Raw genomic sequence first — 23566 nt, 5'->3', positions numbered from 1 at the left:
CCTGAGCAGGACCCGACCAGGACCCTGCGCACGGATTCGCAAACCTGGTTGAATCTCAGCGGGTGCCCGCGGGGGCGCCGCAGCGGCCGGCAGTTTGCGGGGAGAGCATGGACGACGGGAAGCCCACCGGACCCAAGGCGAAGTGGTGGAGCCGCCCCGACAAGGGGCGCGCGGTCCCCTCCGGGCAGGAGGCGCACGCGCCGGAAGAGGCTCCCGGGGCCCGGGACGCTTCATCGGCGGACGCGTCACCGTCCCCGGAAACGGACCGGGCGGACGCCCGGACGCACGCGCAGCCGGACCAGGTGACGGACCAGGCGCCCGCCGGGACGCCCGCGCCGGCGTCCTTGGAGGTGCCCGGGCAGGCCACGGTGCCCGCGCCCGCGTCCTCCGAGCTGTCCGGGCCGGTGGAGGCCACGGTGCCCGCCCCGGCGTCCGTGGAGGTGCCTGAGCCGGTCGACGTCACGGTGCCCACGCCGGCCGCCGCGGCGGTCGCCGCGACCCCGAGGCCCCAGCCGCTGCACGACCCCGATCCGTACGGCACCCCGCCGTACGGCGGACCCGGCCCCTGGGCGCCCGCCCCTCCCGTGCAGCGCCCGGTGGCGACACCGGCCCACGGCACGCCGCTGCCCGCCCAGTACGCGACGGCAGGCACCGGGAGCGGCGGCTACGCGCATCCGCATCCGCAACCCCACCCGGACCAGCAGCACCAGCCCTCGCTTCCGCACCCGCCGCATCCACAGCCCGACCCGGCGGCGCCGCCGGCCCCGCCCACCCTGGCCGGTCCGCCTTCCGCCCCGGAGCGACCGCAGCCGCTGTCCTCCGTCTGGCTCCAGTACGACCCGTGGAGCGCGCCGGGAGCGCCGCTCACCCACCCGGGGGAGCCGGCCGCCCCCCGCAGGCGCCGGCGCGGCCCGCTGCTGATCGGTGCCCTCGTCGTGGCGCTCGTCGCGGGCGGTACCGGCGGTGTGATCGGCGCCTATGTGGAGCGCAACGGCGGTGTGACCCGGATCGAGCTTCCGCAGGCCGGCCGGGAGAGCGCCGACCGGGCCCCCGACAGCGTCGCCGGCATCGCCGCGAGCGCCCTGCCGAGCGTCGTCACCCTGCACGTCAGCGGCGACGCGGAACAGGGCACCGGCACCGGCTTCGTGCTCGACGAACAGGGCCACATCCTCACCAACCACCATGTCGTCGACCCGGCCGGCGCCTCCGGCGACATCTCGATCACCTTCAGCGGCGGCGAGACGGCCAAGGCCACCCTCGTCGGCAAGGACAGCGGCTACGACCTGGCCGTGGTCAAGGTGACCGGGGTCAGCGGCCTGAAGCCGCTGCCGCTGGGCAACTCCGACAACGTCCGGGTCGGCGACCCCGTCGTCGCCATCGGTGCACCGTTCGACCTCCAGAACACGGTCACCTCGGGAATCATCAGCGCCAAGGAGCGGCCGATCACCGCCGGCGGCGACAAGGGCGACGGCAGCGACATCAGCTACGTCGACGCCCTGCAGACCGACGCACCGATAAACCCCGGCAATTCGGGCGGCCCGCTCGTGGACGGCAAGGCCCAGGTCATCGGGATCAACAGCGCCATCCGTGCCGCGGACACCGGTGCCGGCACCGACGGGGCCCAGGCGGGCTCCATCGGGCTCGGCTTCGCGATTCCCATCAACCAGGGCAAGCGCGTCGCGGAGGAGCTGATCAACACCGGCAAGGCCACGCATCCGGTGATCGGGGTCAGCCTCGACATGAAGTTCGCCGGTGACGGGGCCCGCGTCGGTGACAAGGGCCAGGACGGCTCCCCCGCCGTCACGCCGGACGGTCCCGCCGCCGAGGCGGGCGTCAGGCCGGGCGATGTCATCACCGAGGTCGACGGCCGGCGGGTGCACAGCGGCGAGGAGCTGATCGTGAAGATCCGCGCGCACCGCCCGGGTGACGAGCTGGAGCTGACGCTGCGTCGCGGCGGGGACGAGCGGACGGTGACGCTCGTGCTCGGCTCCGCGGACAGCTCATGACCATCTCGGCGCTGCCCGGAAGGTACCGGGCCGACAGTTTCGCCGGGTACCGTGGACCGGACCCGGATTCCGGCCGGTCCGCGGACCGTGGCGGGCACGGGCCACGCAGCGGGCACGGAGAACACGAGGAGCAGCAAGGTGTTCAATGACATAGGCGCACTGGAGCTGGTGGCGCTCGTGGTTCTCGCCGTGCTCATCTTCGGCCCGGACAAGCTGCCGAAGGTCATCCAGGACGCCAGCCGCTTCATCCGGAAGGTCCGCGCGTTCTCCGAGAGCGCGAAGGAGGACATCCGCAGCGAGCTCGGGCCCGAGTTCAAGGACTTCGAGTTCGAGGACCTGAACCCGAAGGCGTTCATCCGCAAGCAGCTCGCGGAGAACGAGGATCTGAAGGATCTCAAGGAGCTCCGCAGCAGCTTCGATCTCAAGAAGGAGATCAACGAGGTCGCCGACGCCGTCAACGGAACGGAGCATTCCGGTGTGTCGGACGGTTCCGTGCCCGCCGCGGTGAACGGTTCCTCCTCAGGCGGCCCCGACCTGCTCAAGAAGGGCGAGAAGCCCGCCCGCGACGACCGCCCGCCGTTCGACGCAGACGCCACCTGAGGACTGTCAATCCCTGCGAGCGGGGACAGGGTGGCTATTCTCCATCTGTCCGGCAGTGAGGACGCCCGAGGGGGGCGGGTCCGCTGCAGGTGTGAAAGACGGAGAGGCGGCCGGGTACATGTCGACGACGAGCCGGGTGACGGAGCAGCAGGGGACGGCTGGGGAAACGCCGGACCAGAGCGGCTACAGATCCCGCACGGCGCAGGGGGACACGGCTGCCCGGCGTGCGGCGGAGGGATTCAAGAACGCCGCCTTCCCCTGGTACGCGCTGGACGAGGCCTTCACCGGCCCCCGGCGCCTGATGCAGGTGGGCACCGCCGCCGACGGGACGGTCCAGCACGGCGCGATCGGTCACGGCGACGAGCCGACGATACGGTCCGAGACGGCAGGCACCGAGAAGGAGCGTTTCGCCGTCGTGGTGACCGTCGCGGCGAACCCGGTCAGGCGCACCGGCGACGGCACGGGCGTGCTGGAGGCCACCACGGTCTCCTCGGCCGCCTGGCTGGCCGGCTCCGGCCTGCTGGCCCACACCTGGCCGGAGAAGCTCGACCACTCGCTGCGTGACGACTGGCTCGACCAGCAGACGGAGACCGCGTTCGAGCTGGCGGACGATCTGACCGGCCCCGAGTGGTCGACCCTCTCGCTGCCGGTGGACGGGGTGCCGACGTCCTTCCACTACCGCGAGTCGGAGTTCGGCTGGGTGCTGGCCGGCACGACCGGGGCGGGAGTCCACATCGGCGCGTACGGGCGCGGGATGAGCGCGTACGGCCTGGGGTTCGCGGTGGTCGCCAACCCGGCCGCGTACGTGCGCTGACCCACTGGGCGGGACGACCGCCGTACGTGCCCCACGGGCCGTACGGACCCGAAGACGGACCGAGGGCGCCGCTCGAGCGAGCGGCGCCCTCGGTGCCGGTGAGGGCGAGTGCCCCTCCGGTCAGAACTTGTTGCGGGGTGTGATGCCCAGCGACATGCCCGACAGGCCGCGCTGACGGCCCCCGAGCTTGCCCGCGATCGCGCGCAGCGCCGAACCCGCGGGGGAGTCCGGGTCGGTGATGACGACCGGCTTGCCCTCGTCGCCGCCCTCGCGGAGCCGTACGTCGATCGGGATCGAGCCCAGCACCGGCACCGTCGCGCCGGTCGTCCTCGTCAGGCCCTCGGCGACCCGCTGGCCGCCGCCGCTGCCGAAGACGTCGACCATCTCGTCGCAGTGCGGGCACGGCAGGCCCGACATGTTCTCGACGACACCCACGATCTTCTGGTGCGTCTGCACCGCGATGGAACCGGCCCGCTCGGCCACCTCGGCGGCGGCCTGCTGCGGAGTGGTGACGACGAGGATCTCCGCGTTGGGGACGAGCTGGGCGACGGAGATCGCGATGTCGCCCGTGCCCGGCGGGAGGTCGAGCAGCAGGACGTCCAGGTCGCCCCAGTACACGTCGGCGAGGAACTGCTGCAGCGCCCGGTGGAGCATCGGGCCGCGCCACACCACGGGCGCGTTGCCGGGCGTGAACATGCCGATGGAGATGACCTTCACGCCGTTCGCGGACGGCGGCATGATCATGTTCTCGACCTGGGTCGGACGCCCGTCCGCACCCAGCATGCGCGGCACGCTGTGACCGTAGATGTCCGCGTCGACGACGCCGACCTTCAGCCCGTCCGCCGCCATGGCCGCCGCCAGGTTCACGGTCACGGACGACTTGCCGACGCCGCCCTTTCCGGACGCCACCGCGTACACACGCGTCAGCGAACCCGGCTTGGCGAACGGCACCTCGCGCTCGGCGGTGGTGCCCCGCAGCGACGCCGCGAGGTCCTTGCGCTGCTCGTCGCTCATCACGTCCAGCGTGACCTCGACCCGCGAGACGCCTTCGACGCGTGCGACCGCCTCGGTCACGTTCTTGGTGATCGTCTCGCGCATCGGGCAGCCCGAGACGGTGAGGTACACCGTGACGGCGACCGTGCCGTCGTCCCCGATGTCGACCGACTTCACCATGCCCAGGTCGGTGATCGGTCGGTTGATCTCGGGGTCGTTCACCGTCGCCAGTGCCTCAAGCACCGCGTCTTCCGTAGCCATACGGAGATGGTACGGCTCCGGCCACCGCCTGCGGAAAGGTCGTCAGCGGTCGTCTTCGTCACTACCGCGTGCGCGCTCGTGCGGGGACGGGACCCGCTGCTCGTCCATCGCCCGCACCAGATCCTCCAGCTCGGAGCGGATCCAGTCCCGCGTCGGCACCTCGCCGAGGCCCATCCGCAGCGCCGCGACCTCCCGGGTCAGGTACTCCGTGTCCGCGATCGAGCGCTCGTTCTGCTTGCGGTCCTGCTCCAGATTGACCCGGTCGCGGTCGTCCTGCCGGTTCTGCGCCAGCAGGATCAGCGGCGCCGCGTACGACGCCTGGAGCGACAGCGCGAGGGTCAGGAAGATGAACGGGTACTCGTCGAAGCGCAGCTGGGCGGGGGCGCTGACGTTCCACACCACCCAGGCGATGATCGTCAGGGTCATCCAGACGAGGAAGCGGCCCGTCCCGAGGAACCGTGCGATCTTCTCGGAGAGACGCCCGAAGGCCTCCGGGTCGTAGTCGGGCAGCAGACTGCGGCGCGGTGCCCGCGGCAGGTCGAGCCGCACCCGGGTCCGCGGGGCGGCGCTCGCTCCCGCCGGCATGCGGCCCTGCTGCTCGAACCGGTCGGGCGGCCCCGTCTCGCCGCTACCCATGGGCGGATTCCTCGAACTCGGTCTCGCGCCAGTCGTCCGGCAGCAGGTGGTCCAGTACGTCGTCGACCGTCACGGCGCCCAGCAACGACCCGCCCTCGTCGACGACCGGCGCCGCCACCATGTTGTAGGCGGCGAGGTGCTGGGTGACGGTCCGCAGCGGGGTGTCCGGCGACAGCGGCGGCAGGTCGCTGTCCACGATCGAGCTGACCAGAGCGAACGGCGGGTCCCGCAGCAGCCGCTGGAAGTGCACCGTCCCCAGGTACTTCCCCGTCGGCGTCTCGTCGGGCGGCCGGCACACGTACACCTGAGCCGCGAGCGCGGGGGAGAGGTCCTGCTGGCGCACCCGTGCCAGCGCGTCGGCCACCGTGGCGTCGGGGCGCAGCACGATCGGCTCGGTCGTCATCAGACCGCCCGCGGTGCGCTCCTCGTACGCCATCAGCCGCCGTACGTCCGCGGCGTCGTCGGGCCGCATCAGGGTCAGCAGCCGTTCCTTGTCCGCCTCCGGCAGCTCGGACAGCAGGTCGGCGGCGTCGTCCGGGTCCATGGCCTCCAGGACGTCGGCCGCCCGTTCCTCCTTGAGCTTGCCGAGGATCTCCACCTGGTCGTCGTCGGGCAGTTCCTCCAGCACATCGGCGAGCCGGTCGTCGTCGAGCGCCGCGGCCACCTCGGCACGCCGCTTGGGCGACAGATGGTGCAGCACATTGGCAAGGTCGGCCGGACGCAGCTGCTCGAAGGTGGCCAGCAGGTTCTCCGCGCCCTGTCCGTGCTCCTCGAGCGAGAAGCCGGTGACGGCGGACCACTCGAGGGTCAGCGTCTCGCCCTTGCGGCGCAGCGCCCCGCCCTTGCCCCGGCGCACGAAGACCTTGTCGATCTCCCAGTCGCGGCGGGCCGGCAGCTGCTGGATCGCCACGTCGAGCACGGTGACCTCCTCGCCGCTCTCCACGAGACGTACCCGCCGGTCCAGGAGCTCGCCCAGCACCAGCCGCTCGGTGGGACGCTGCTCGAAGCGGCGGACGTTGAGGACACCGGTGGTGATGACCTGGCCCGACTCGATGCCCGTCACCCGCGTCATGGGGAGGAAGATCCGGCGGCGGCTGATCACCTCGACCACCAGGCCCAGCAGCCGCGGCGGGCGGCGGCCGACGCGCAGCATCGCGACCAGGTCGCGTACGCGCCCCACCTGGTCACCGTTGGGGTCGAAGACGGGCACGCCGGCGAGGTGCGAGACGAAGACCCGCGGGGCGCCTGCCGCCATGTTCGCCCCTCCTCCACAGCCGGTCACTTCTGCGCCGGAATGCTGGTTCCGGACCGTTTCAGGCTAGCCGGTACCGATCCGGGACGCTCCTGGCCGACGGCCGTACGGCTGCCTGCTTACCCGTGCACCGGGCACGGGTACGCTGCGGTCTGCCATTCCCCACAGATGAGAGGCAGTGCGCTTGTGACTCCCCTCCCTCCGGCCGGCCGAGTGCGCCGTGCCGGGCTCTCCGCGGTGCTGTGTGCCGGGCTGACCATGGCCCTCGGTGCGTGCGGTGAGGATCCCGACGCGGGGACGAACGGGATCGGGAAGCTGTCGGCGGAGGAGATCGAGACCAAGGCGCGGACGGCGGCCGACGCCGCGGCCTCCGTCCGCCTCTCGGGCACCCTCGTCAGCAAGGGCGGGACCTACAAGCTGAACATGCGGCTCAAGCACGACGGCGGCACCGGCTCGCTCACGTCCAAGGAGAACGCCTTCGAGCTGATGAGGATCGGCGACACCCTCTTCCTCAAGGCCGACGCCGGATTCTGGAGCCACGCCGACGGTGACGAGGAGAAGGAGCCGAGCGACTCGGACCTCGAGGCGGCGAAGAAGCTCGCCGACAAGTACGTGAAGGTCCCCAAGGGCGACCCTTCGTACAAGCAGTTCCGCGGCTTCACCGACATGGACGTGCTGCTCGACGGGCTGCTCGGGATGGAGGGCAAGCTCAGCAAGGGCGACCGGACCCGCGTCGGCGGGGTGCGCACCATCAAGGTCACGGCCGGCGAGGGCGGCCGGGGCGGTGTCCTCGACGTGTCGCTGGAGGGCAAGCCGTACCCCCTGCAGTTCACCCGGGCCGGCGGCGCGGGAGTGCTCACGCTGGGCGACTGGGACAAGGACTTCCCGCTGGCGGAACCCTCGAAGGACGAGACGGTCGACTACGGCAAGCAGCTCCCGAAGTCCTCCGAGCAGAGCTCCTGACCTCCGAGCAGAGCTCCTGACCTTCGCGCGGAGCTCTTTGACGCTCGGCCCGCGGGGCGTGATCGCCGCTCAGGTCCTGGACCTGAGCGGACGGATCAGCCGCGGCGCTTGCGCCGCTTCAGCAGCAGCCTCGGCAGTGCCGCCGGAGCAGGCCGGCGGGTCGTCGCGGCGGTCGGCAGCGGCGCGGCCGCCAGCGAGCCGTCGGGCAGGTCGGTGACCGCGTCCCGCGGCTCGAGGCGCAGCACCCGGCATTCACGCGCCCAGCGCTCGGTCATCCGTTCCGCGTCCGGCGCGTTCAGCCGCTTGCCCTTGAGCTCGCCTACGGCGGCATCCCACGCCTGTGAGTGCGGGGCGAGTTCGCTCACCCGGGCCGACCAGGCGACGAGCCTGCCGCCCTTGTCCTTGCTGCGGACGGTGACCTCCGCCTCCGCGCCGTCCACGAGACCCGGCAGCGGCTGCTCGCCGGGCCCGTCGCCGACGATGTACGCGGCTCCCTCGTGCCAGACGTGCCACAGGGCACGCGCGGGGCCGTCGCCACGCACCCAGATGAGGCCCGACTTCTTGGTGGCCTCCTCGACGAGCGCCCGGCCGAGCAGATGCGATGTCATGCGGGCAGCCTATCCACCGGCTCCCGTACTACAGCCAGCCGTTGCGCTTGAGCGTGCGGTGGATGGCGAAACAGACCACCGCGATGCCCGTGAGTACCAGGGGGTAGCCGTACTTCCACCTCAGCTCCGGCATGTGATCGAAGTTCATGCCGTAGATCCCGCAGACCGCCGTGGGGACGGCGATGATCGCCGCCCATGAGGTGATCTTGCGCATGTCCTCGTTCTGGGCGACGGTCGCCTGGGCCAGGTTGGCCTGGAGGATGGAGTTCAGCAGCTCGTCGAAGCCGATGACCTCCTCCTGTACCCGTGCGAGGTGGTCGGCGACGTCGCGGAAGTACTTCTGGATGTCGGGGTCCACGAGCCGCATGGGCCGCTCGCTCAGCAGCTGCATCGGACGCAGCAGCGGCGAGACGGCGCGCTTGAACTCCAGCACCTCGCGCTTGAGCTGGTAGATCCGCCCCGCGTCGCCGCCGCGCGGGCTGCCCTTGGCGGGCGCCGAGAAGACGTCGATCTCCACCTCGTCGATGTCGTCCTGCACGGCCTCCGCGACCGCGATGTAGCCGTCGACGACATGGTCGGCGATGGCGTGCAGCACCGCCGACGGGCCCTTGGCGAGCAGCTCGGCGTCCTTCTGCAGCCCGTGCCGCAGCGCGCGCAGCGAGCCCTTGCCGCCGTGCCGCACCGTGATGACGAAGTCCCGGCCGGTGAAGCACATCACCTCACCGGTCTCCACGACCTCGCTGGTGGCGGTCAGCTCCGCGTGCTCGACGTAGTGGATCGTCTTGAAGACGGTGAACAGGGTGTCGTCGTACCGCTCCAGCTTGGGCCGCTGGTGGGCGTGGACGGCGTCCTCGACGGCCAGCGGGTGGAGCCCGAACTCCGCGGCGATACCGGCGAATTCGGCCTCCGTCGGCTCGTGCAGTCCGATCCAGGCGAAGCCGCCGCCCTCCCGCACCCGCAGCATCGCCTCGTGGGGTGTCAGGCACGCGGTGCTCTCCAGGCGCCGGCCGTCACGGTAGACGGCGCAGTCGACGACCGCGCTGGAGGCGGAGGGGTCACGGGTGGTGTCGTAGCCGCTGTACGGGGTGCTGCTCTTGCGCAGCGAGGGGCGGACCGCTGCGCGCAGGTCACGGATCATCGACATGGCTGGCTCCTTCACGGAGAGGCCGTCGGCGGTGGCGTGGCACAGCCCGGAATGGGGACGTGAGTCGTACGTCCGCAAAGCGGGCGGCACCGCGGGAGCGCGGTGACGGCGTTCGCTACAGACAGGCAAAAACGAAGTGCTCGCGCTCTTCCGTCGTGCGAAAAGCCGTGGGGCCCCGTGCGGGAAAGGCCTCAGTACACCGAAATCCGGTTCGTCGGGTCAGGACCGGCGAAGGGAACGGTGCCGTGCGGAAGAGCTGCTGGTACTGCACGATCGACTTCGATCCACCGCAGCCTCACCTCCTCCGGCCGGTCCCCCGTGAGGGACGACGTGTCGTCAGGACTTGAAGGCAACACTTCTGTGTCCGTCCCGACCAGCGGCCAAGCCTATCAGCCGACTACGGGTCAATCCCTGTGTTTGCCCGCTCCTTACGCGTTTTATGCTCGCGACATGGAAGACGTTCTTGCTCTTGTCGAAGCCCGGCTGCGCAGCGCCCTCGGGGAACCGGACGCCCGCGCCGCGGTGACCTTCCTGGGCACCGACCGCATCGAGGTGCTGCGTTTCCGGGACCGTGACGGTGACAAGGACATCGTGCGCTACGCCACTCTCGGCATGTCCGCCCACCCGATGACCGACCCCACCGCCGCCCTCGCCGATCCGGTGAAGGGCCCCCGCGCCGAGCTGGTGCTGACCGTGCGGGCCGGCCTGGCGGACACCGACAAGGTGCTGCGTCCGCTCGCGGTGCTGGCCGCGTCCCCGCAGGTGGAGGGCGTGGTCGTGGCGCCGGGCGCCTCTCTCGACGTGGGGGACGCCCTGTGGCCCTCCGCGCCGTTCAGCTCCGTGCTCGTCGCGGAGCCGGGCGGGCTGGTGGAGGACCTCGAGCTCGGTGACCCGATGGACCCGGTGCGCTTCCTCCCACTGCTGCCCATGACGTCGAACGAGGCGGCGTGGAAGCGGGTGCACGGTGCGGCGGAACTCCAGGAACGCTGGCTGACGCACGGGACGGACCTGCGCGATCCGCTGCGCCGGTCCGTGCCGCTGGACTGAACCACCCGGCGGGTTCAGGGAGGTTGGCGGAGAGGCGGGCGTGTGACGCGGTTTCAGTTCATCCCTCGGGGCGCGCGCCGCACCTCGTCCGTCCGGCTCGCTCGGAGCGCGGGTCGTTGCTCCGATCGGGTGACTTCCGCCCGGCCGGGCCGTTGGGCACCGGCAGGACGTCACATGGCCTGATAGGTGATCTGTACATTTATTTCCACCGGGCCACAGGCGCGCTCCGGACGGGTGATCGTCCTTGACGCGGCGTCCACCGGAGAGGACCGTTGACCCTTATGAGGGGCGAACCCAGTTGCCCGAAGTGCGGTGGCCGGGTGAGGGCGCCCGGTCTCTTTGCCGACTCCTGGCAGTGCGATGTGCACGGCGCCGTGCACCCGCTGCAGCCGGTGATCCCGCCCAGTGTCGAGGCCCTCGGTGTCGTCGTGCACCGCGCGCAGGTCCCCGTGTGGATGCCCTGGCCGCTCCCGGTCGGCTGGCTCTACACCGGCGTCGCCTATGCGGGCGACGATCGCAGCGGCGGCCGGGCGACGGCCGTCGCGTGTTCCGGGCCCGGGCCGCTCGGCGGCATCGGAGAGCTGCTGTTGATCGCCGAGGAGCTGGGCGTCGGCCTCGGTTCCCGTTACGCCGGTATCGACGGGCCGGATCCCGGGCCGCACATCGAGGTGGACAGACCGCCGCAGGCCAAGGTGCTCGCCGCCGGCCGGCCCACCCCGCTGTGGCACGTCAAGGGCGCCCCGGACGACCGGGCGGTCTTCGCCGGCGAAGCGCGGGGCCTCTGGCTCTGGGCCGTGGTCTGGCCGGAGCAGTCAGGACTGCTGATGTACGACGAGCTGGTGCTCACGGACCTGCGGGACGCGGGCGCGGAGGTCGAACTGCTGCCGTGCGGGGCCCTGTCGCCGAGACTCCTCTCGTAGCGGGCCGTCTCCCCGGGCGGCCGGGGGGAGCTCTGCCGGGGGCCGGGGCGCGCTTGTGCGGCAGTTATCCTGAGGTGTCCCCTGTCCCGCCCCGAGCCCCGGAGTCACGCGTCGTGCGCATCGACCTGCACACCCACTCCACGGCCTCGGACGGCACGGACACCCCGGCCGAGCTGGTGCGCAACGCCGCTGCCGCCGGTCTGGACGTCGTCGCGCTCACGGACCACGACACCACTCGCGGCCACGCGGAGGCGGCCGCGGCCGTCCCGGCGGGAGTGACTCTCGTCACCGGAGCCGAGCTCTCCTGCCGCCTCGACGGCATCGGCCTCCACATGCTGGCGTACCTCTTCGACCCCGAGGAGCCCGACCTGCTGCGCGAGCGGGAGCTCGTGCGCGACGACCGCGTGCCGCGCGCCCGGGCGATGGTCGGCAAGCTCCAGGACCTCGGCGTGCCCGTCGAGTGGGAGCAGGTCGCCCGTATCGCCGGGGACGGCTCCGTCGGACGGCCCCACATCGCCGAGGCGCTCGTCGAGCTGGGCGTGGTGCCCTCCGTCTCCGACGCCTTCACGCCCCAGTGGCTGGCCGACGGCGGCCGGGCGTACGTGGAGAAGCACGAGCTCGATCCCTTCACGGCGATCCGTCTGGTCAAGGCCGCCGGCGGCGTCACCGTCTTCGCCCACCCGCTCGCCGTGAAGCGCGGCCGCGTGGTTCCGGAGGCCGCCGTCGCGGAGCTCGCCGCGTGCGGCCTCGACGGCATCGAGGTCGACCACATGGACCACGACGAGGAGACCCGCGCCCGGCTGCGCGGCCTCGCCCAGGACCTCGGGCTGCTGACGACCGGCTCCAGCGACTACCACGGCAGCCGCAAGACCTGCCGTCTCGGCGAATACACCACCGATCCCGAGATCTACGGCGAGATCACCCGCCGCGCCACCGGGGCTTTCCCGGTGCCGGGCACGGGCGGAGCCGTTTCCTAGGGCGTTCCCGCCCCCGGCCGTCCTGACGTCCTCGATCACGCGGGACGCGCCCTCACCCCCGCTTGCCCACCTCGTACGACCCTCTCCCGCAAGGCCCTCACTGTGTTCGACGCTGCCGTTTTCGGCTCCCTGTTCCTGACCCTCTTCGTCATCATGGATCCCCCCGGGATCACGCCGATCTTTCTCGCCCTCACCTCCGGGCGCGCCACCAAGGTGCAGCGCCGGATGGCGTGGCAGGCCGTGGCCGTCGCCTTCGGCGTGATCACCGTCTTCGGCATCCTCGGTCAGCAGATCCTCGACTATCTGCATGTCTCCGTCCCCGCGCTGATGATCGCCGGCGGCCTGCTCCTGCTGCTGATCGCCCTGGACCTGCTCACCGGCAAGACCGACGAGCCCAAGCAGACCAAGGACGTCAATGTGGCGCTGGTACCGCTGGGCATGCCGCTGCTGGCGGGGCCCGGCGCGATCGTCTCCGTGATCCTCGCCGTGCAGCACGCGGACGGGGCGGGGGAGCAGGCCTCCGTGTGGGCGGCGATCGTCGCCATGCATGTCGTGCTCTGGCTGACCATGCGCTACTCGCTGGTGATCATCCGCCTGATCAAGGACGGTGGCGTGGTCCTGGTGACCCGGCTCGCCGGCATGATGCTCTCCGCGATCGCCGTGCAGCAGATCATCAACGGCGTCACCCAGGTGATCCAGGGCGCCTGACCGCCCGGGCGGGACGCAGCACGCCCCCGTACGGTTCGTCCGTACGGGGGCGTCGTGCGTCGTCGAGCTGGTCAGGCGTTATGAAGCAGCGTCGGTGTCGGCGGGCCGGATGTAGATGCGCTGGCCGGTGTAGGCGGCCTGCTGCACGATCCGATTGACGGAGGCGGCGTCCACGACCGTACTGTCGACAGCCGTGCCGTCGATGTCGTCCAGTCGCATGATCTCGAAGCGCAAGCGCTTCTCCCTTCGTCTGATCCTCCTGCAGGAGAACTGAGTGGCTGGCAGACGGATGCCTCCGTCTGTGTACACAGGTGCCAACGGGATGCATCCTGCAAACATTCCCTACGCTAAGGAAATTTTTCGGATGCCTAACTACTGGCGGGTAGCGCTCCGGACACGGACAATGAGCTCCGTATGAACGACGCAGAGATCAACCAGATCGCCGGCCGCCTGGAGCGCACCAATGAGCTCCTGCAGCGGATGCTCGCCGAGGTCGCGAAGACTCCCTCCACCCATGCCATCTTCGTCGACGCCGGTTACGTCTATGCTGCGGCCGGGTTGCTGGTGGCGGGCACGGAGGACCGGCGCTCCTTCGACCTCGACGCCGAAGGGCTGATCGAAGCCTTCATCGACAAGGCGCGCACGATCTTCGCCGACAGCCGGCTGCTGCGGGTCTACTGGTACGACGGCGCCCGGCGCCGTATCCACACCTCCGAGCAGCAGGCCATCGCGGAGCTGCCCGACGTCAAGGTGCGCCTCGGCAACCTCAACGCCAACAACCAGCAGAAGGGCGTCGACTCCCTCATCCGCACCGACCTGGAGTCCCTCGCCCGGCACCGCGCCATCAGCGACGCGGCGCTCGTCGGCGGCGACGAGGACCTGGTCTCCGCGGTCGAGGCGGCCCAGGGATACGGCGCGCGGGTCCACCTGTGGGGCATCGAGGCGGGGGAGGGCCGCAACCAGGCGGAGCCGCTGCTGTGGGAGGTCGACAGCCAGCGCACGTTCGACCTCGACTTCTGCCGTCCCTACATCACCCGCAGGCCGGTGACCACCTACGAGAACGAGGGCTCACCGCCGCCCTCGCGTGACGAGGTGCGTTTCGTGGGCGCGCAGATCGCCGCGACCTGGCTGGTCGAGCGCGGTCGCGCGGAGCTGGCCGAACTGCTTCCGGGTCACCCCTACCTGCCCGGCTCCGTCGACCAGGACCTGCTCATCGAGGCGGAACGGCGGCTCCAGCGCTCGCTGCGCGGGCACGCGCTGCTCCGGCGTGCGCTGCGTGACGGCTTCTGGCAGCACCTCCAGGCCCAGTTCTGACGGCTGCTCCGGGAACCGTCCGGAACCGGTGACCGGTCCCCGGGTCCGGCCTCAGTGCTGATCCCAGAACCGGACGAGCGCCGCGGCGGTCTCCGCCGGCCGGTCGGTGTTCGGGGAGTGCTCCGCGCCGGCCACCACCGTCCGGTGCGCGCCCAGCCGCTCCGCCATCGCGTCCAGCAGCGGCACCGGCCAGGTGTCGTCACGTTCGCCCGACAGCACATGCGTGTGCGGCGGCCGTACGGCGGCGAGTTCGGCGACCCTGTCCGGTTCTGTCATCAACTGCCGCCCCGTAGCGAGGAGCTGGGCCGGGTTGTGCAGCAGCCATCGCCGCCGCAGATCCTCACGGTCCTCCGTGGCTTCCTCAGCCGCGTCCTCCGGCGCGTCGAAGGCGAGGATCGCCTCCCACACCTGGTCCATCGGCATCACCGCGAGCGCGTCGCTCAGCAGCTTCACCCGCTGCTGCTGGGCCGGACTGATCTGCGCCGGACCGGACGACATCAGCGTCAGCGTCACGAACGGTGAGGCGTCCATGAGGACGGCGGCGCGGGCGATCTGGCCGCCGAGCGAGTGCCCCACGAGGTGCAGCGGACCGCCCAGTGCCGCCGCCTGGGCCAGCACGTCCCGGGCCAACTCGTCCTGGGCATAGGCGACTTGATCGGCAGAGCCGGCCGTCTCGTACTGGCCGCGGCCGTCGACCGCCACGGCGCGATAGCCGGCCGCCGTCAGCGGCTCGAGCAGCGCGATGAAGTCCTCCTTGCTGCCCGTGTACCCGGGCAGCAGCAGCGCGGTGCCGCGCACGTCGCCGGACGGCCGCGCGTCGAGCACGGCGAACGCGCCGCGCGAGGTGGAGAGCGCACGGGGAAGCGCGCAGGCGGGCGGAACGAAGGTGGGCGGCCGGCTCATGCGGACGAGGCTAACGCGGGGGAGGCGGTTCGGGGGCGGGCGGGGCCGTTGCGCGGGGCGTGTTCCGCCACCCCGCCCCCTTCCCGGACCCGGGCCCCGAACACCGGCGAGGCCACAGCTCCCGGCTCGGGGTGGTGCCGGTGGTCCGTCGGAGGAGATACCGAGGGCGATACCGGCTCCCCGGCGGGGGCCAGGACCCGGGAAGGGGCGGGGCGCGGGAAACACAACGGCCCGGCCCCTTACCGGGGCCGGGCCGTGATGAGTTGCGTGGGCGTCAGCTCTCCGGCTGCGCCACAGCCTTGCGCGTGCGCGTCCGACGCGGCTTCGCCTCCGGCTCCACCGCGGTCTCTGCCGCCACCGCCACCTTGGGCTCCGCGGCCTTGCGGGCGCGGGTCCGGCGGGGCTTGGCCTCGGTGTCGGCCTCGAGGGTCTTGTCGGCCTCGACCGGGTCGGCGGTCTTGCGGGCGCGGGTACGGCGCGGCTTCGTCTCGGTGTCCGCCTCGACGGTCACGGCCGCCTCGGCGGTGTCGCCGGCCTTGGCCGCACGCGTCCGCCGGGGCTTCGCCTCGGTCGCGGGGGCTTCGGCGGTGTCGACCGCCTTGACCGCACGCGTCCGGGTCCGGCGCGGCTTGGTCTCGACGACCGCCTCCGCCTCGACCGTCCCGGTGCCGGCTTCGACGGTGTCGACAGCGTCGACCGCCTTCGCGGCACGGGAGCGGCGACGGGGCTTGGCCTCGGGCTCGGGCTCGGCCGCGGTCTCCGCGACCGCGACGACCGCCTCGGCCTCGGCGACGACAGCCTGCGCGGCACCGCGCGTACGGCGGCGGCGCGGCTTGGACTCCGCCTCCGCCTCCGCCTCGACGACGGGAGCGGCCTGTTCGACCGTCTCCACGACGGCCGTCGCCTCCGCGGACGCCTGCGCGCCCACCCGGGTGCGACGGCGGCGGCGCGGCGTGCGCGGCTCCGCGGACGCTTCGCCGGCGGCCTGATCGGGAACGACTGCCTCGACAACGGCCGTCTCGGCCGTCGTCTCCCCGCCGCGGGTGCGGCGACGCTGACGCGGCGTGCGCGTACGGGCCGGACGCTCCTCGCGGACTGCCGGGGCCGACGCGGCACGGCGGCCGCGGCCGCCGGTCTCGCCGAGGTCCTCGACCTCTTCCGCGGACAGACCGGCGCGCGTGCGCTCGGCGCGCGGCAGGACGCCCTTGGTGCCGGCCGGGATGGACAGCTCCTCGAACAGGTGCGGCGACGTGGAGTACGTCTCCGGCGGGTCCGGGAAGCCCAGGTCCAGCGCCTTGTTGATGAGCTGCCAGCGCGGGATGTCGTCCCAGTCGACCAGCGTCACGGCGGTGCCGGACGCTCCCGCGCGGCCCGTGCGGCCGATGCGGTGGAGGTAGGTCTTCTCGTCCTCGGGCGACTGGTAGTTGATGACGTGCGTGACGCCCTCGACGTCGATGCCCCGCGCGGCGACGTCGGTGCACACGAGCACGTCCACCTTGCCGTTGCGGAACGCGCGCAGCGCCTGCTCACGGGCGCCCTGGCCCAGGTCGCCGTGGACGGCTCCGGAGGCGAAGCCGCGACGTGCGAGCTGGTCGGCGATGTCCGCCGCGGTCCGCTTCGTACGGCAGAAGATCATCGCGAGCCCGCGGCCTTCGGCCTGCAGGATGCGCGAGACCATCTCGGGCTTGTCCATGGAGTGCGCGCGGTAGACGCGCTGGGTGGTGTTGCGGACGGTCGCGCCCTCGTCGTCGGGCGAGGTGGCGCTGATGTGCGTGGGCTGCGACATGTAGCGGCGGGCGAGACCGATGACGGCGCCCGGCATGGTCGCGGAGAACAGCATGGTCTGGCGCTTGGCCGGCAGCTGCTGGATGATCTTCTCGACGTCCGGCAGGAAGCCCAGGTCGAGCATCTCGTCGGCCTCGTCGAGGACCAGGGCGCGCACGTGCGAGAGGTCGAGCTTCCGCTGGCCCGCCAGGTCCAGCAGACGCCCGGGCGTGCCGACGATCACGTCGACGCCCTTCTTGAGCGCCTCGACCTGGGGCTCGTACGCCCGGCCGCCGTAGATGGCGAGCACACGGACGTTACGGACCTTGCCGGCGGTCAGCAGGTCGTTGGTGACCTGGGTGCACAGCTCGCGGGTGGGGACGACGACCAGTGCCTGGGGGGCGTCGGTCAGCTGCTCGGGCTTCGCCCGGCCGGCCTCGACGTCCGCGGGGACGGTGACGCGCTCCAGCAGCGGCAGGCCGAATCCGAGGGTCTTGCCGGTGCCGGTCTTGGCCTGGCCGATGACGTCGGAGCCGGAGAGCGCGACGGGGAGCGTCATCTCCTGGATGGGGAAGGGGGAAACGATGCCGACGGCCTCGAGGGCTTCGGCGGTCTCGGGGAGGATCCCGAGATCCCGGAAAGTCTGCGTAGTCAGGGTGTTGCCTCTTCTGTGAGACGCGGCGCGAGGCGAACGCTGGGGGTCGTACCGCACCTGGGTACTGGACCGGCCGTGGATTGGCCGGATGGCGCGGGACCACTGCCGTCGCTCGAGCGCTCGTACCGCTGAGGGGGCCCCTCATCTGCGGTCCTGCGCAACTGTGCGCATGATCCACGTGGAGGGCGGTCGGGGTCGGAGCCGATCGGGCCACCGACCGGGCATCCTCATTCATCAGACGGCCTACCGAGGACACAGAAATACTCTGACGCTCAGCAGGCGCATTACCACTGTACCCCGGATTCGCGCATGTGTGTTGGGTGAATTCACGAGAACTGTGTTCCCGGCATGGCTGACCAGGCCCTTCCCCTGCGTGGCGGGCGGGCTATTGTGCCGTTCATGGAGACGCCTGACAACGCCACTGAATCCACCGGTCACACCGGGATCGCCGCCCAGGACTGGGCTGCGGCGTCCGCGGAACCGCAGTATCGTGCCGCCGTCGTGGACCTGCTCGGGGCACTCGCCTACGGCGAGCTGGCGGCATTCGAGCGGCTCGCGGAGGACGCCAAGCTGGCGCCGTCGCTCGGCGACAAGGCCGAGCTGGCGAAGATGGCCTCCGCCGAGTTCCACCACTTCGAGCGGCTGCGCGACCGGCTCACGGCCATCGACGCCGAGCCGACGGCCGCGATGGAGCCGTTCGCCCAGGCCCTGGACGACTTCCACCGGCTGACCGCGCCGTCCGACTGGCTGGAGGGCCTGGTCAAGGCCTACGTGGGCGACTCGATCGCCAGCGACTTCTACCGCGAGGTGGCCGCCCGGCTGGACAGCGACACCCGCGCCCTGGTGCTCGCCGTGCTCGACGACACCGGCCACGGGAACTTCGCCGTGGAGAAGGTCCGCGCGGCGATCGAGGCCGACCCGCGGGTCGGCGGCCGGCTGGCCCTGTGGGCGCGGCGGCTGATGGGCGAGGCCCTGTCCCAGGCGCAGCGTGTCGTGGCGGAGCGGGACGCGCTGTCCACGATGCTCGTGGGCGGTGTGGCGGACGGCTTCGACCTGGCGGCCGTCGGAGAGATGTTCTCCCGGATCACCAAGGCGCACACCAAGCGCATGGCCGCCCTGGGTCTGGCGGCATAGGAACGGCTTTCGCCGGCCCGGGGGACATGCTTCGGGAAAGGGCCTAAGACGCGTTTCCCGGGGCCTTGCGTCCCGGCATCGCCGCCAGGGTCCGGCCCGTCGCCCGGTCGTCCGCCCGGTTCGTCGCTTGGTCGTCCGTCCGGTCCGTCGTCCGGTTCGTCGCCGGGCTCGTCCTCCGGCCGTCCTCGGGGCGGCCGGACGTCGTGCGGGCTCAGAAAGGGAACGCGCGGCGCAGTCTGCGGGTGGACGGGCGGATCAGAAGCGAGAGCAGCACCGCCCCGATCGCCACGGCCCCCAGCAAGGTCGCGAGGAAGTGACCGGGCCCGAGGGCCACATGCGTCACGTACGCGCCGAAGAGCGCCCCCACCGCGCCGGTGGCGAAGACCGCCCTGCGGGAGGGGAGCCGGTCACCGAGGTGGTGGACCGCCGCCCAGGAGAGTGCGAGCCCGAGCAGGACAGAACCGAGCGATTCCAAGAGCACTGCTGATCTCCTCACGGACGCCGGGCGGGGGGTCTGGGACGGTCGTAGCCCGTACTACCCGGCGTGCACGGAACGCAACCCTCCTACCGGCGGTTCGGAGCAGCCCTGAGCAGCGGAAGAGGGCCCGGCGGTCGTCCCGCCGGGCCCTCTTCCGAAATGCTTCACCACGCTCGCCCGGACACCGCCCGTGGCGTGCGCCGCCGTCGCGCTACAGCGCGCCGAACCCCACGCGCCGCGTCGTGGACTCGCCGATGTCGACATAGGCGAGCCTGTCGACCGGCACCAGGACCCTGCGGCCCTTCTCGTCCGTGAGGCTGAGCAGCTGCGACTTGCCGGCCAGCGCTTCTGCCACGACGCGCTCGACCTCCTCGGCGGACTCCCCGCTCTCCAGAACGAGCTCCCGGGGCGCGTGCTGCACGCCGATCTTGACCTCCACGGCTATGTCCCTCCGAACGGTCAGTGCGTTGCGCGGTCAGCCGCGCCGTACGCAGCACACATTAGCCCCAAGCCGGCAGCCGTCAGGCGCCGCCCGGAAACGCCAGGAGCGAACAGCCGGACGCCGGGCCCCCCGGCCGGGGGCCCGGTCTCAGTGCTGCTGGTCGGTGCCGTGCAGCGGGAAGCCCGCGATACCGCGCCAGGCCAGCGACGTGAGCAGCTGCACCGCGGTGTCGCGCGGGATGGCCGAGCCGCTGGAGAGCCAGTACCGGGCGACGACCTGGGAGACGCCGCCCAGACCCACCGCCAGCAGCATCGACTCGTCCTTGGACAGGCCCGTGTCCTCCGCGATCACGTCGGAGATGGCCTCGGCGCACTGCAACGACACCCGGTCCACACGCTCACGGACGGCGGGCTCGTTGGTCAGGTCCGACTCGAAGACCAGCCGGAAGGCGCCGCCCTCGTCCTCGACGTAGGCGAAGTAGGCGTCCATGGTGGCGGCGACGCGGAGCTTGTTGTCCGTCGTCGAGGCGAGCGCACCGCGGACGGCCTGGAGCAGCGACTCGCAGTGCTGGTCCAGCAGCGCGAGGTAGAGCTCGAGCTTGCCCGGGAAGTGCTGGTAGAGCACGGGCTTGCTGACTCCGGCACGCTCGGCGATGTCGTCCATCGCCGCCGAGTGGTAGCCCTGAGCCACGAAAACTTCCTGGGCGGCGCCCAGGAGCTGGTTTCTACGGGCTCGGCGTGGCAGGCGCGTGCCCCGCGGGCGCGCCGCCTCTGTCTGCTCGATGGCTGTCACGCCGCCTCCCAATGTAAGAACAAGCACAGTTCTGACAAGCACAGTTCGGGCGGACATTTCTTCGAACAAGAATTGTCCGGCCCGGCGCGGGACTCCGCGCGCGCTGTGCGCCGCGCCCGCCATCGTACTTTTGGGTAACCCGGCTGTGCGTCGTGCGGACGCAGGATTTCACGGACCGGACGGTCTCGGAAGCTGCCGGTTCCCGCACCTTGCCCGGACATACCGGGGCAACGGGCGGCAGGTCACCGGTAGTCGTCCTCGTCGAGCTTGACCACACGGGTCTGTTCGACGGCGTCCGCCTCGTTCGCGGCGGCCGGGTCGACGTGGTTCATCGGGTCGTCGCGCTCGGCGCGCACGTCGGTGTGCTGCTCGGCGGCATCGGCCTCGGGGACCTCTTCCGCACGCGTCCCGCTGTTCTGGTTGTCGTCTTCCTCGAAGGTCTCGGGATCGGTCGGATCGACTGACATGCGGCACCGCTTTCGATGGAGAGCGCGCTTTTGGTACGAGCCTATGAGGTACTGATTCATGTCGCTACGTGGTGATTCGGTGACGAGGTCCGGGTGCCCGGTAGGACGCGAGTGATGTGTGACGCCGAACACATCAAGCACCGCGTGATCGTCTCGTAACATTGCCGCATGTCTTCGACCGAGCTGCCGGGAGCCCGCGCCCTCAGTGCCGCGATGGCCCCGAAGGTCGCGACGGTGCACGTCGCCGATGGCGAGAAGCTCCGTTCCGTGTCCCTTCCCGGGCTCACCCTGACGGTCCGCTCCAGGCCTCCGGCGCGCGCCGGGCTGGCGCCCGCGCTGTACGTGCACGGGCTGGGCGGCTCCTCGCAGAACTGGTCGGCGCTGATGGCGCGGCTCGAGGACGTCGTGGACGGCGAGGCGATCGACCTGCCCGGCTTCGGGGACTCCCCGCCGCCGGACGACGGCAACTACTCGGTCACCGGTCACGCCAGGGCGGTGATCCGTTTCCTCGACGCGAGCGCCCGCGGCCCCGTCCATCTGCTGGGCAACTCCCTCGGCGGTGCCGTCTGCACCCGCGTCGCGGCCGTCAGGCCCGACCTGGTGCGCACCCTGACCCTTGTCTCGCCCGCCCTTCCCGAGCTTCGCGTGCAGCGCTCCGCCGTGCCGACCGCCTTGCTCGCGGTGCCGGGAGTCACCGGGCTCTTCGCGCGGATGACCAAGGACTGGACCGCCGAACGCCGCACGCGCGGGGTACTGGCGCTCTGTTACGGAGACCCCTCACGGGTGACGGACGAAGCCCTCCGCCACGCCGTCGAGGAGATGGAACGGCGGATGGGCCTCCCCTACTTCTGGGACGCGATGACCAGGTCGGCGCGGGGGATCGTGGACGCCTACACCCTCGGCGGACAGCAGGGGCTGTGGCGCCAGGCGGAACGTGTGCTCGCCCCGACCCTCCTCGTCTACGGGCGCAAGGACCAGCTCATCTCGTACCGTATGGCGCGCAAGGCGGCAGTGGCGTTCCGGGGTTCCCGGATGCTGACGCTCCCGGACGCCGGGCACGTTGCGATGATGGAGTACCCGGAAGCGGTCGCCCAGGCCTTCCGGGAGCTGCTCGACGACTGCGGTAGGAGCTGATCCGGGGCGTGGGACGACACAGCCGTAAGGGCCCCCTGCCGAAGGGAGCCCGCACCGGCACGGACGGTGGACCGGACTCCGGTGAACGGGAGGCCGTGACCGCCGTACCCGGGAACGGCCGACGCAGGCTCGCGGCCGGACAGGGTGCCGGTCCCGGGTGGAACGCTCCTGGTCACGGCGGCGATCACGGGACGCCGCCCGCCCGCGGCGGGCACCCGGAGCACCGTGAGCCGGGCGGCGGGTGGGGGGACTGGCAGGGCGCCCCGCCGGCACAGGGCGCGCAGCGCGTCCAGTCGCCTCAGCCGCGCACCATGACCGGCGGGCCGCGTATACCGGGCCCGCGCCGGGAGTACGTCGAGGCCTTCGACCAGGCCCCTGACCCGCGCCCGCCGCGCCCTGACCGGTACTCGTCCGACCACCCCTATGACTCCGTCACCGACTGGGACCCGGGGTACGGGCGGCCGCCCGAGATCGCGGCGGACACCGAGGCCGAGGGTGTTCCCGACCCGGACGCCGCTCCGGCCGGGGAACCGCCGGCCAAGGGCGGCAAGGGCCGTACGTTCACGGGGATCGCGGCCGCCGCGGTGACCACCGTGCTCGCCGTGGTGGTGGCCGGGCAGGTCGCGACGGACCGGACGGGCGAGATCGGCTCGCAGGCGTCCGGCGAGGAGCGGGGGGCGCAGCAGCGGCCCGACCGCTCGGAGGGCAGGGCCACCCCGCCCCAGGCCGCGAAACCGCCGGCCGCGGCCCCGACCTACCAGCAGCTCATGACGCGGCAGTTCCCGATCGACCCGGAGCTCAAGGCCTCCGGTGACTTCGAGGCCGTTCCCGGCTTCGACAAGGCGCCCGGCAAGGGCCGCAAGGTCAAGTACCGCATCGACGTCGAGAAGGGCCTCGGGCTGGACGCCGGCCTCTTCGCGAGGGCCGTGCAGGAGACACTGAACGACGACCGCAGCTGGGCGCACGGCGGGGCCATGACCTTCGAGCGGATCTCGTCGGGCGAGGCCGAATTCGTCATAACGCTGGCCAGTCCCGGGACGACCGCCGTCTGGTGCGCGAAGTCCGGGCTCGACACGACGGTGGACAACGTCTCCTGCGACTCCGCCTCGACCGAGCGCGTGATGATCAACGCGTTCCGGTGGGCGCAGGGCGCGGAGACCTACGGCGACGACGCGATGCTGGCGTATCGCCAGATGCTCATCAACCACGAGGTCGGGCACCGCCTCGGCTACAACCACGTGAACTGCACCACGCCGGGCGCGCTCGCGCCCGTGATGCAACAGCAGACCAAGACGCTGGACGTCGGCGGCGTCAAGTGCCGGGCCAACCCCTGGGTGCACCCCGGCGATTGAGCCACCCCTCTCACGTGCTGGCCGTAGCCTGACCGTCTGTAGGCGAGTCGCAGCGTAGCGCGACAGAACGCCCCCCGGCTGCGAAAGTTACGTGCATTCACCCCTTCCGGTGGCGCGACGGACAACCGTCCGTCGTCGCCTCCATCAAGGAGTTCTTCGGCACCAGCCAGCTGTCGCAGTTCATGGACCAGAACAACCCGCT

Annotated in this window: 24 protein-coding genes; 12 read left to right on the top strand and 12 right to left on the bottom strand. The window is 71.6% G+C overall.

Translation table 11 applies throughout. The annotated features are described in order from the left end of the window. Positions 1 to 107 precede the first annotated feature (107 nt). From AB0K36_RS21950 to AB0K36_RS21940, 3 genes are all read left to right on the top strand, one after another. A complete protein-coding gene (locus AB0K36_RS21950) occupies positions 108 to 2006 on the top strand; it encodes a S1C family serine protease (protein WP_364596935.1) in 1899 nt (632 codons plus the stop codon). A 138-nt stretch (positions 2007 to 2144) separates the two neighbouring features. Beyond that, positions 2145 to 2606 carry a sec-independent translocase gene (locus AB0K36_RS21945; protein WP_364596932.1) on the top strand — a complete coding sequence of 154 codons (462 nt, stop codon included), beginning with the start codon at positions 2145 to 2147 and terminating at the stop codon, positions 2604 to 2606. Between the two features lie 118 nt (positions 2607 to 2724). Beyond that, a complete protein-coding gene (locus AB0K36_RS21940; RefSeq protein ID WP_229834707.1) occupies positions 2725 to 3420 on the top strand; it encodes a hypothetical protein in 696 nt (231 codons plus the stop codon). A gap of 120 nt (positions 3421 to 3540) precedes the next feature. Here AB0K36_RS21940 and AB0K36_RS21935 read toward each other — a convergent pair whose 3' ends face one another. Genes AB0K36_RS21935 through AB0K36_RS21925 form a run of 3 tightly spaced genes read right to left on the bottom strand, consistent with a single transcriptional unit; the run spans position 3541 to position 6565 of the window. Next, on the bottom strand, positions 3541 to 4674 hold the full coding sequence (locus tag AB0K36_RS21935; protein WP_364596928.1) for an Mrp/NBP35 family ATP-binding protein: 1134 nt from the start codon (positions 4672 to 4674) through the stop codon (positions 3541 to 3543). A gap of 42 nt (positions 4675 to 4716) precedes the next feature. Next, positions 4717 to 5310 (bottom strand): DUF1003 domain-containing protein, encoded by a 594-nt coding sequence (locus AB0K36_RS21930; protein WP_364596925.1) that lies wholly within the window; start codon positions 5308 to 5310, stop codon positions 4717 to 4719. Further along, positions 5303 to 6565 carry a magnesium transporter MgtE N-terminal domain-containing protein gene (locus AB0K36_RS21925; protein WP_364596922.1) on the bottom strand — a complete coding sequence of 421 codons (1263 nt, stop codon included), beginning with the start codon at positions 6563 to 6565 and terminating at the stop codon, positions 5303 to 5305. The genes AB0K36_RS21930 and AB0K36_RS21925 overlap by 8 nt, the downstream gene beginning before the upstream one ends. 183 nt (positions 6566 to 6748) lie before the next feature. On the opposite strand from AB0K36_RS21925, the gene AB0K36_RS21920 reads away from it, so the two are divergent. Beyond that, positions 6749 to 7525 carry a hypothetical protein gene (locus tag AB0K36_RS21920; protein ID WP_364596919.1) on the top strand — a complete coding sequence of 259 codons (777 nt, stop codon included), beginning with the start codon at positions 6749 to 6751 and terminating at the stop codon, positions 7523 to 7525. 95 nt (positions 7526 to 7620) lie between these two features. On the opposite strand, the gene AB0K36_RS21915 is transcribed toward AB0K36_RS21920, so the two are convergent. Together AB0K36_RS21915 and AB0K36_RS21910 are read right to left on the bottom strand one after the other, a co-directional pair. After that, positions 7621 to 8133, bottom strand: coding sequence for a hypothetical protein (locus tag AB0K36_RS21915; protein WP_189466175.1), 513 nt, complete (start codon positions 8131 to 8133; stop codon positions 7621 to 7623). A 28-nt stretch (positions 8134 to 8161) separates the two neighbouring features. Beyond that, entirely contained in the window at positions 8162 to 9277 is a 1116-nt protein-coding gene (locus tag AB0K36_RS21910; protein WP_189466173.1) for a magnesium and cobalt transport protein CorA, read from the bottom strand. A 450-nt stretch (positions 9278 to 9727) separates the two neighbouring features. On the opposite strand from AB0K36_RS21910, the gene AB0K36_RS21905 reads away from it, so the two are divergent. The 4 genes from AB0K36_RS21905 to AB0K36_RS21890 all read left to right on the top strand — a co-directional run bounded on the left by AB0K36_RS21905 (position 9728) and on the right by AB0K36_RS21890 (position 12929). Further along, positions 9728 to 10324, top strand: coding sequence for a suppressor of fused domain protein (locus AB0K36_RS21905; protein WP_364596916.1), 597 nt, complete (start codon positions 9728 to 9730; stop codon positions 10322 to 10324). A gap of 281 nt (positions 10325 to 10605) precedes the next feature. After that, a complete protein-coding gene (locus AB0K36_RS21900; RefSeq protein ID WP_364596913.1) occupies positions 10606 to 11244 on the top strand; it encodes a DUF6758 family protein in 639 nt (212 codons plus the stop codon). A gap of 113 nt (positions 11245 to 11357) precedes the next feature. Continuing rightward, entirely contained in the window at positions 11358 to 12221 is an 864-nt protein-coding gene (locus tag AB0K36_RS21895) for a PHP domain-containing protein (protein WP_364596910.1), read from the top strand. 102 nt (positions 12222 to 12323) lie between these two features. Then, on the top strand, positions 12324 to 12929 hold the full coding sequence (locus tag AB0K36_RS21890; protein WP_364596907.1) for a MarC family protein: 606 nt from the start codon (positions 12324 to 12326) through the stop codon (positions 12927 to 12929). A 78-nt stretch (positions 12930 to 13007) separates the two neighbouring features. Here the strand turns inward: AB0K36_RS21890 and AB0K36_RS21885 are convergent, their stop codons facing one another. Next, positions 13008 to 13163: a DUF8834 family protein gene (locus tag AB0K36_RS21885; RefSeq protein ID WP_086025588.1), complete on the bottom strand. Its 156-nt coding sequence runs from the start codon at positions 13161 to 13163 to the stop codon at positions 13008 to 13010. Between the two features lie 180 nt (positions 13164 to 13343). Between AB0K36_RS21885 and AB0K36_RS21880 the strand changes: the two genes are divergently transcribed. Beyond that, positions 13344 to 14243, top strand: coding sequence for an NYN domain-containing protein (locus AB0K36_RS21880; protein ID WP_364596904.1), 900 nt, complete (start codon positions 13344 to 13346; stop codon positions 14241 to 14243). A 51-nt stretch (positions 14244 to 14294) separates the two neighbouring features. On the opposite strand, the gene AB0K36_RS21875 is transcribed toward AB0K36_RS21880, so the two are convergent. After that, positions 14295 to 15146 (bottom strand): alpha/beta fold hydrolase, encoded by an 852-nt coding sequence (locus tag AB0K36_RS21875; protein WP_364596902.1) that lies wholly within the window; start codon positions 15144 to 15146, stop codon positions 14295 to 14297. 274 nt (positions 15147 to 15420) lie between these two features. Beyond that, positions 15421 to 17469: a DEAD/DEAH box helicase gene (locus AB0K36_RS21870; protein ID WP_364596899.1), complete on the bottom strand. Its 2049-nt coding sequence runs from the start codon at positions 17467 to 17469 to the stop codon at positions 15421 to 15423. 495 nt (positions 17470 to 17964) lie between these two features. Here AB0K36_RS21870 and AB0K36_RS21865 point away from each other — a divergent pair, with 495 nt between their 5' ends. Beyond that, the gene (locus AB0K36_RS21865) at positions 17965 to 18699 is read left to right on the top strand and encodes a ferritin-like fold-containing protein (RefSeq protein ID WP_037773809.1); all 735 of its coding nucleotides are present in this window, start codon (positions 17965 to 17967) and stop codon (positions 18697 to 18699) included. 211 nt (positions 18700 to 18910) lie between these two features. On the opposite strand, the gene AB0K36_RS21860 is transcribed toward AB0K36_RS21865, so the two are convergent. The 4 genes from AB0K36_RS21860 to AB0K36_RS21845 all read right to left on the bottom strand — a co-directional run bounded on the left by AB0K36_RS21860 (position 18911) and on the right by AB0K36_RS21845 (position 20878). Continuing rightward, entirely contained in the window at positions 18911 to 19180 is a 270-nt protein-coding gene (locus AB0K36_RS21860; protein ID WP_189466161.1) for a hypothetical protein, read from the bottom strand. Positions 19181 to 19388: 208 nt separating this feature from the next. Beyond that, entirely contained in the window at positions 19389 to 19616 is a 228-nt protein-coding gene (locus AB0K36_RS21855) for a DUF3107 domain-containing protein (protein WP_053556957.1), read from the bottom strand. 150 nt (positions 19617 to 19766) lie between these two features. After that, complete coding sequence (locus AB0K36_RS21850) at positions 19767 to 20411, bottom strand: TetR/AcrR family transcriptional regulator (RefSeq protein ID WP_005312306.1); 645 nt, start codon at positions 20409 to 20411, stop codon at positions 19767 to 19769. A gap of 242 nt (positions 20412 to 20653) precedes the next feature. Beyond that, positions 20654 to 20878, bottom strand: coding sequence for an Rv3202a family protein (locus AB0K36_RS21845; RefSeq protein ID WP_364596894.1), 225 nt, complete (start codon positions 20876 to 20878; stop codon positions 20654 to 20656). A 168-nt stretch (positions 20879 to 21046) separates the two neighbouring features. On the opposite strand from AB0K36_RS21845, the gene AB0K36_RS21840 reads away from it, so the two are divergent. Together AB0K36_RS21840 and AB0K36_RS21835 are read left to right on the top strand one after the other, a co-directional pair. Continuing rightward, positions 21047 to 22012, top strand: a complete 966-nt coding sequence (locus tag AB0K36_RS21840; protein WP_364596891.1) for an alpha/beta fold hydrolase — start codon at positions 21047 to 21049, stop codon at positions 22010 to 22012. Between the two features lie 8 nt (positions 22013 to 22020). Beyond that, positions 22021 to 23364 (top strand): DUF3152 domain-containing protein, encoded by a 1344-nt coding sequence (locus AB0K36_RS21835; RefSeq protein WP_364596888.1) that lies wholly within the window; start codon positions 22021 to 22023, stop codon positions 23362 to 23364. Positions 23365 to 23566: the final 202 nt, after the last annotated feature.

The sequence above is a fragment of the Streptomyces kurssanovii genome, from assembly GCF_040677245.1.
GTDB classification, from domain to species: domain Bacteria; phylum Actinomycetota; class Actinomycetes; order Streptomycetales; family Streptomycetaceae; genus Streptomyces; species Streptomyces kurssanovii.
This window is presented reverse-complemented; position numbering and strand designations above follow the sequence as displayed.

What these genes read in the sequence shown, in the direction of transcription:
- AB0K36_RS21950 (WP_364596935.1), top strand. Translation starts at nt 108, where the DNA reads ATGGACGACGGGAAGCCCACCGGACCCAAGGCGAAGTGGTGGAGCCGC.
- AB0K36_RS21940 (WP_229834707.1), top strand. Translation starts at nt 2,725, where the DNA reads ATGTCGACGACGAGCCGGGTGACGGAGCAGCAGGGGACGGCTGGGGAA.
- AB0K36_RS21935 (WP_364596928.1), bottom strand. Translation starts at nt 4,674, where the DNA reads ATGGCTACGGAAGACGCGGTGCTTGAGGCACTGGCGACGGTGAACGAC.
- AB0K36_RS21930 (WP_364596925.1), bottom strand. Translation starts at nt 5,310, where the DNA reads ATGGGTAGCGGCGAGACGGGGCCGCCCGACCGGTTCGAGCAGCAGGGC.
- AB0K36_RS21925 (WP_364596922.1), bottom strand. Translation starts at nt 6,565, where the DNA reads ATGGCGGCAGGCGCCCCGCGGGTCTTCGTCTCGCACCTCGCCGGCGTG.
- AB0K36_RS21915 (WP_189466175.1), bottom strand. Translation starts at nt 8,133, where the DNA reads ATGACATCGCATCTGCTCGGCCGGGCGCTCGTCGAGGAGGCCACCAAG.
- AB0K36_RS21910 (WP_189466173.1), bottom strand. Translation starts at nt 9,277, where the DNA reads ATGTCGATGATCCGTGACCTGCGCGCAGCGGTCCGCCCCTCGCTGCGC.
- AB0K36_RS21905 (WP_364596916.1), top strand. Translation starts at nt 9,728, where the DNA reads ATGGAAGACGTTCTTGCTCTTGTCGAAGCCCGGCTGCGCAGCGCCCTC.
- AB0K36_RS21900 (WP_364596913.1), top strand. Translation starts at nt 10,606, where the DNA reads ATGAGGGGCGAACCCAGTTGCCCGAAGTGCGGTGGCCGGGTGAGGGCG.
- AB0K36_RS21880 (WP_364596904.1), top strand. Translation starts at nt 13,344, where the DNA reads ATGAACGACGCAGAGATCAACCAGATCGCCGGCCGCCTGGAGCGCACC.
- AB0K36_RS21875 (WP_364596902.1), bottom strand. Translation starts at nt 15,146, where the DNA reads ATGAGCCGGCCGCCCACCTTCGTTCCGCCCGCCTGCGCGCTTCCCCGT.
- AB0K36_RS21870 (WP_364596899.1), bottom strand. Translation starts at nt 17,469, where the DNA reads ATGACGCTCCCCGTCGCGCTCTCCGGCTCCGACGTCATCGGCCAGGCC.
- AB0K36_RS21865 (WP_037773809.1), top strand. Translation starts at nt 17,965, where the DNA reads ATGGAGACGCCTGACAACGCCACTGAATCCACCGGTCACACCGGGATC.
- AB0K36_RS21845 (WP_364596894.1), bottom strand. Translation starts at nt 20,878, where the DNA reads ATGTCAGTCGATCCGACCGATCCCGAGACCTTCGAGGAAGACGACAAC.
- AB0K36_RS21840 (WP_364596891.1), top strand. Translation starts at nt 21,047, where the DNA reads ATGTCTTCGACCGAGCTGCCGGGAGCCCGCGCCCTCAGTGCCGCGATG.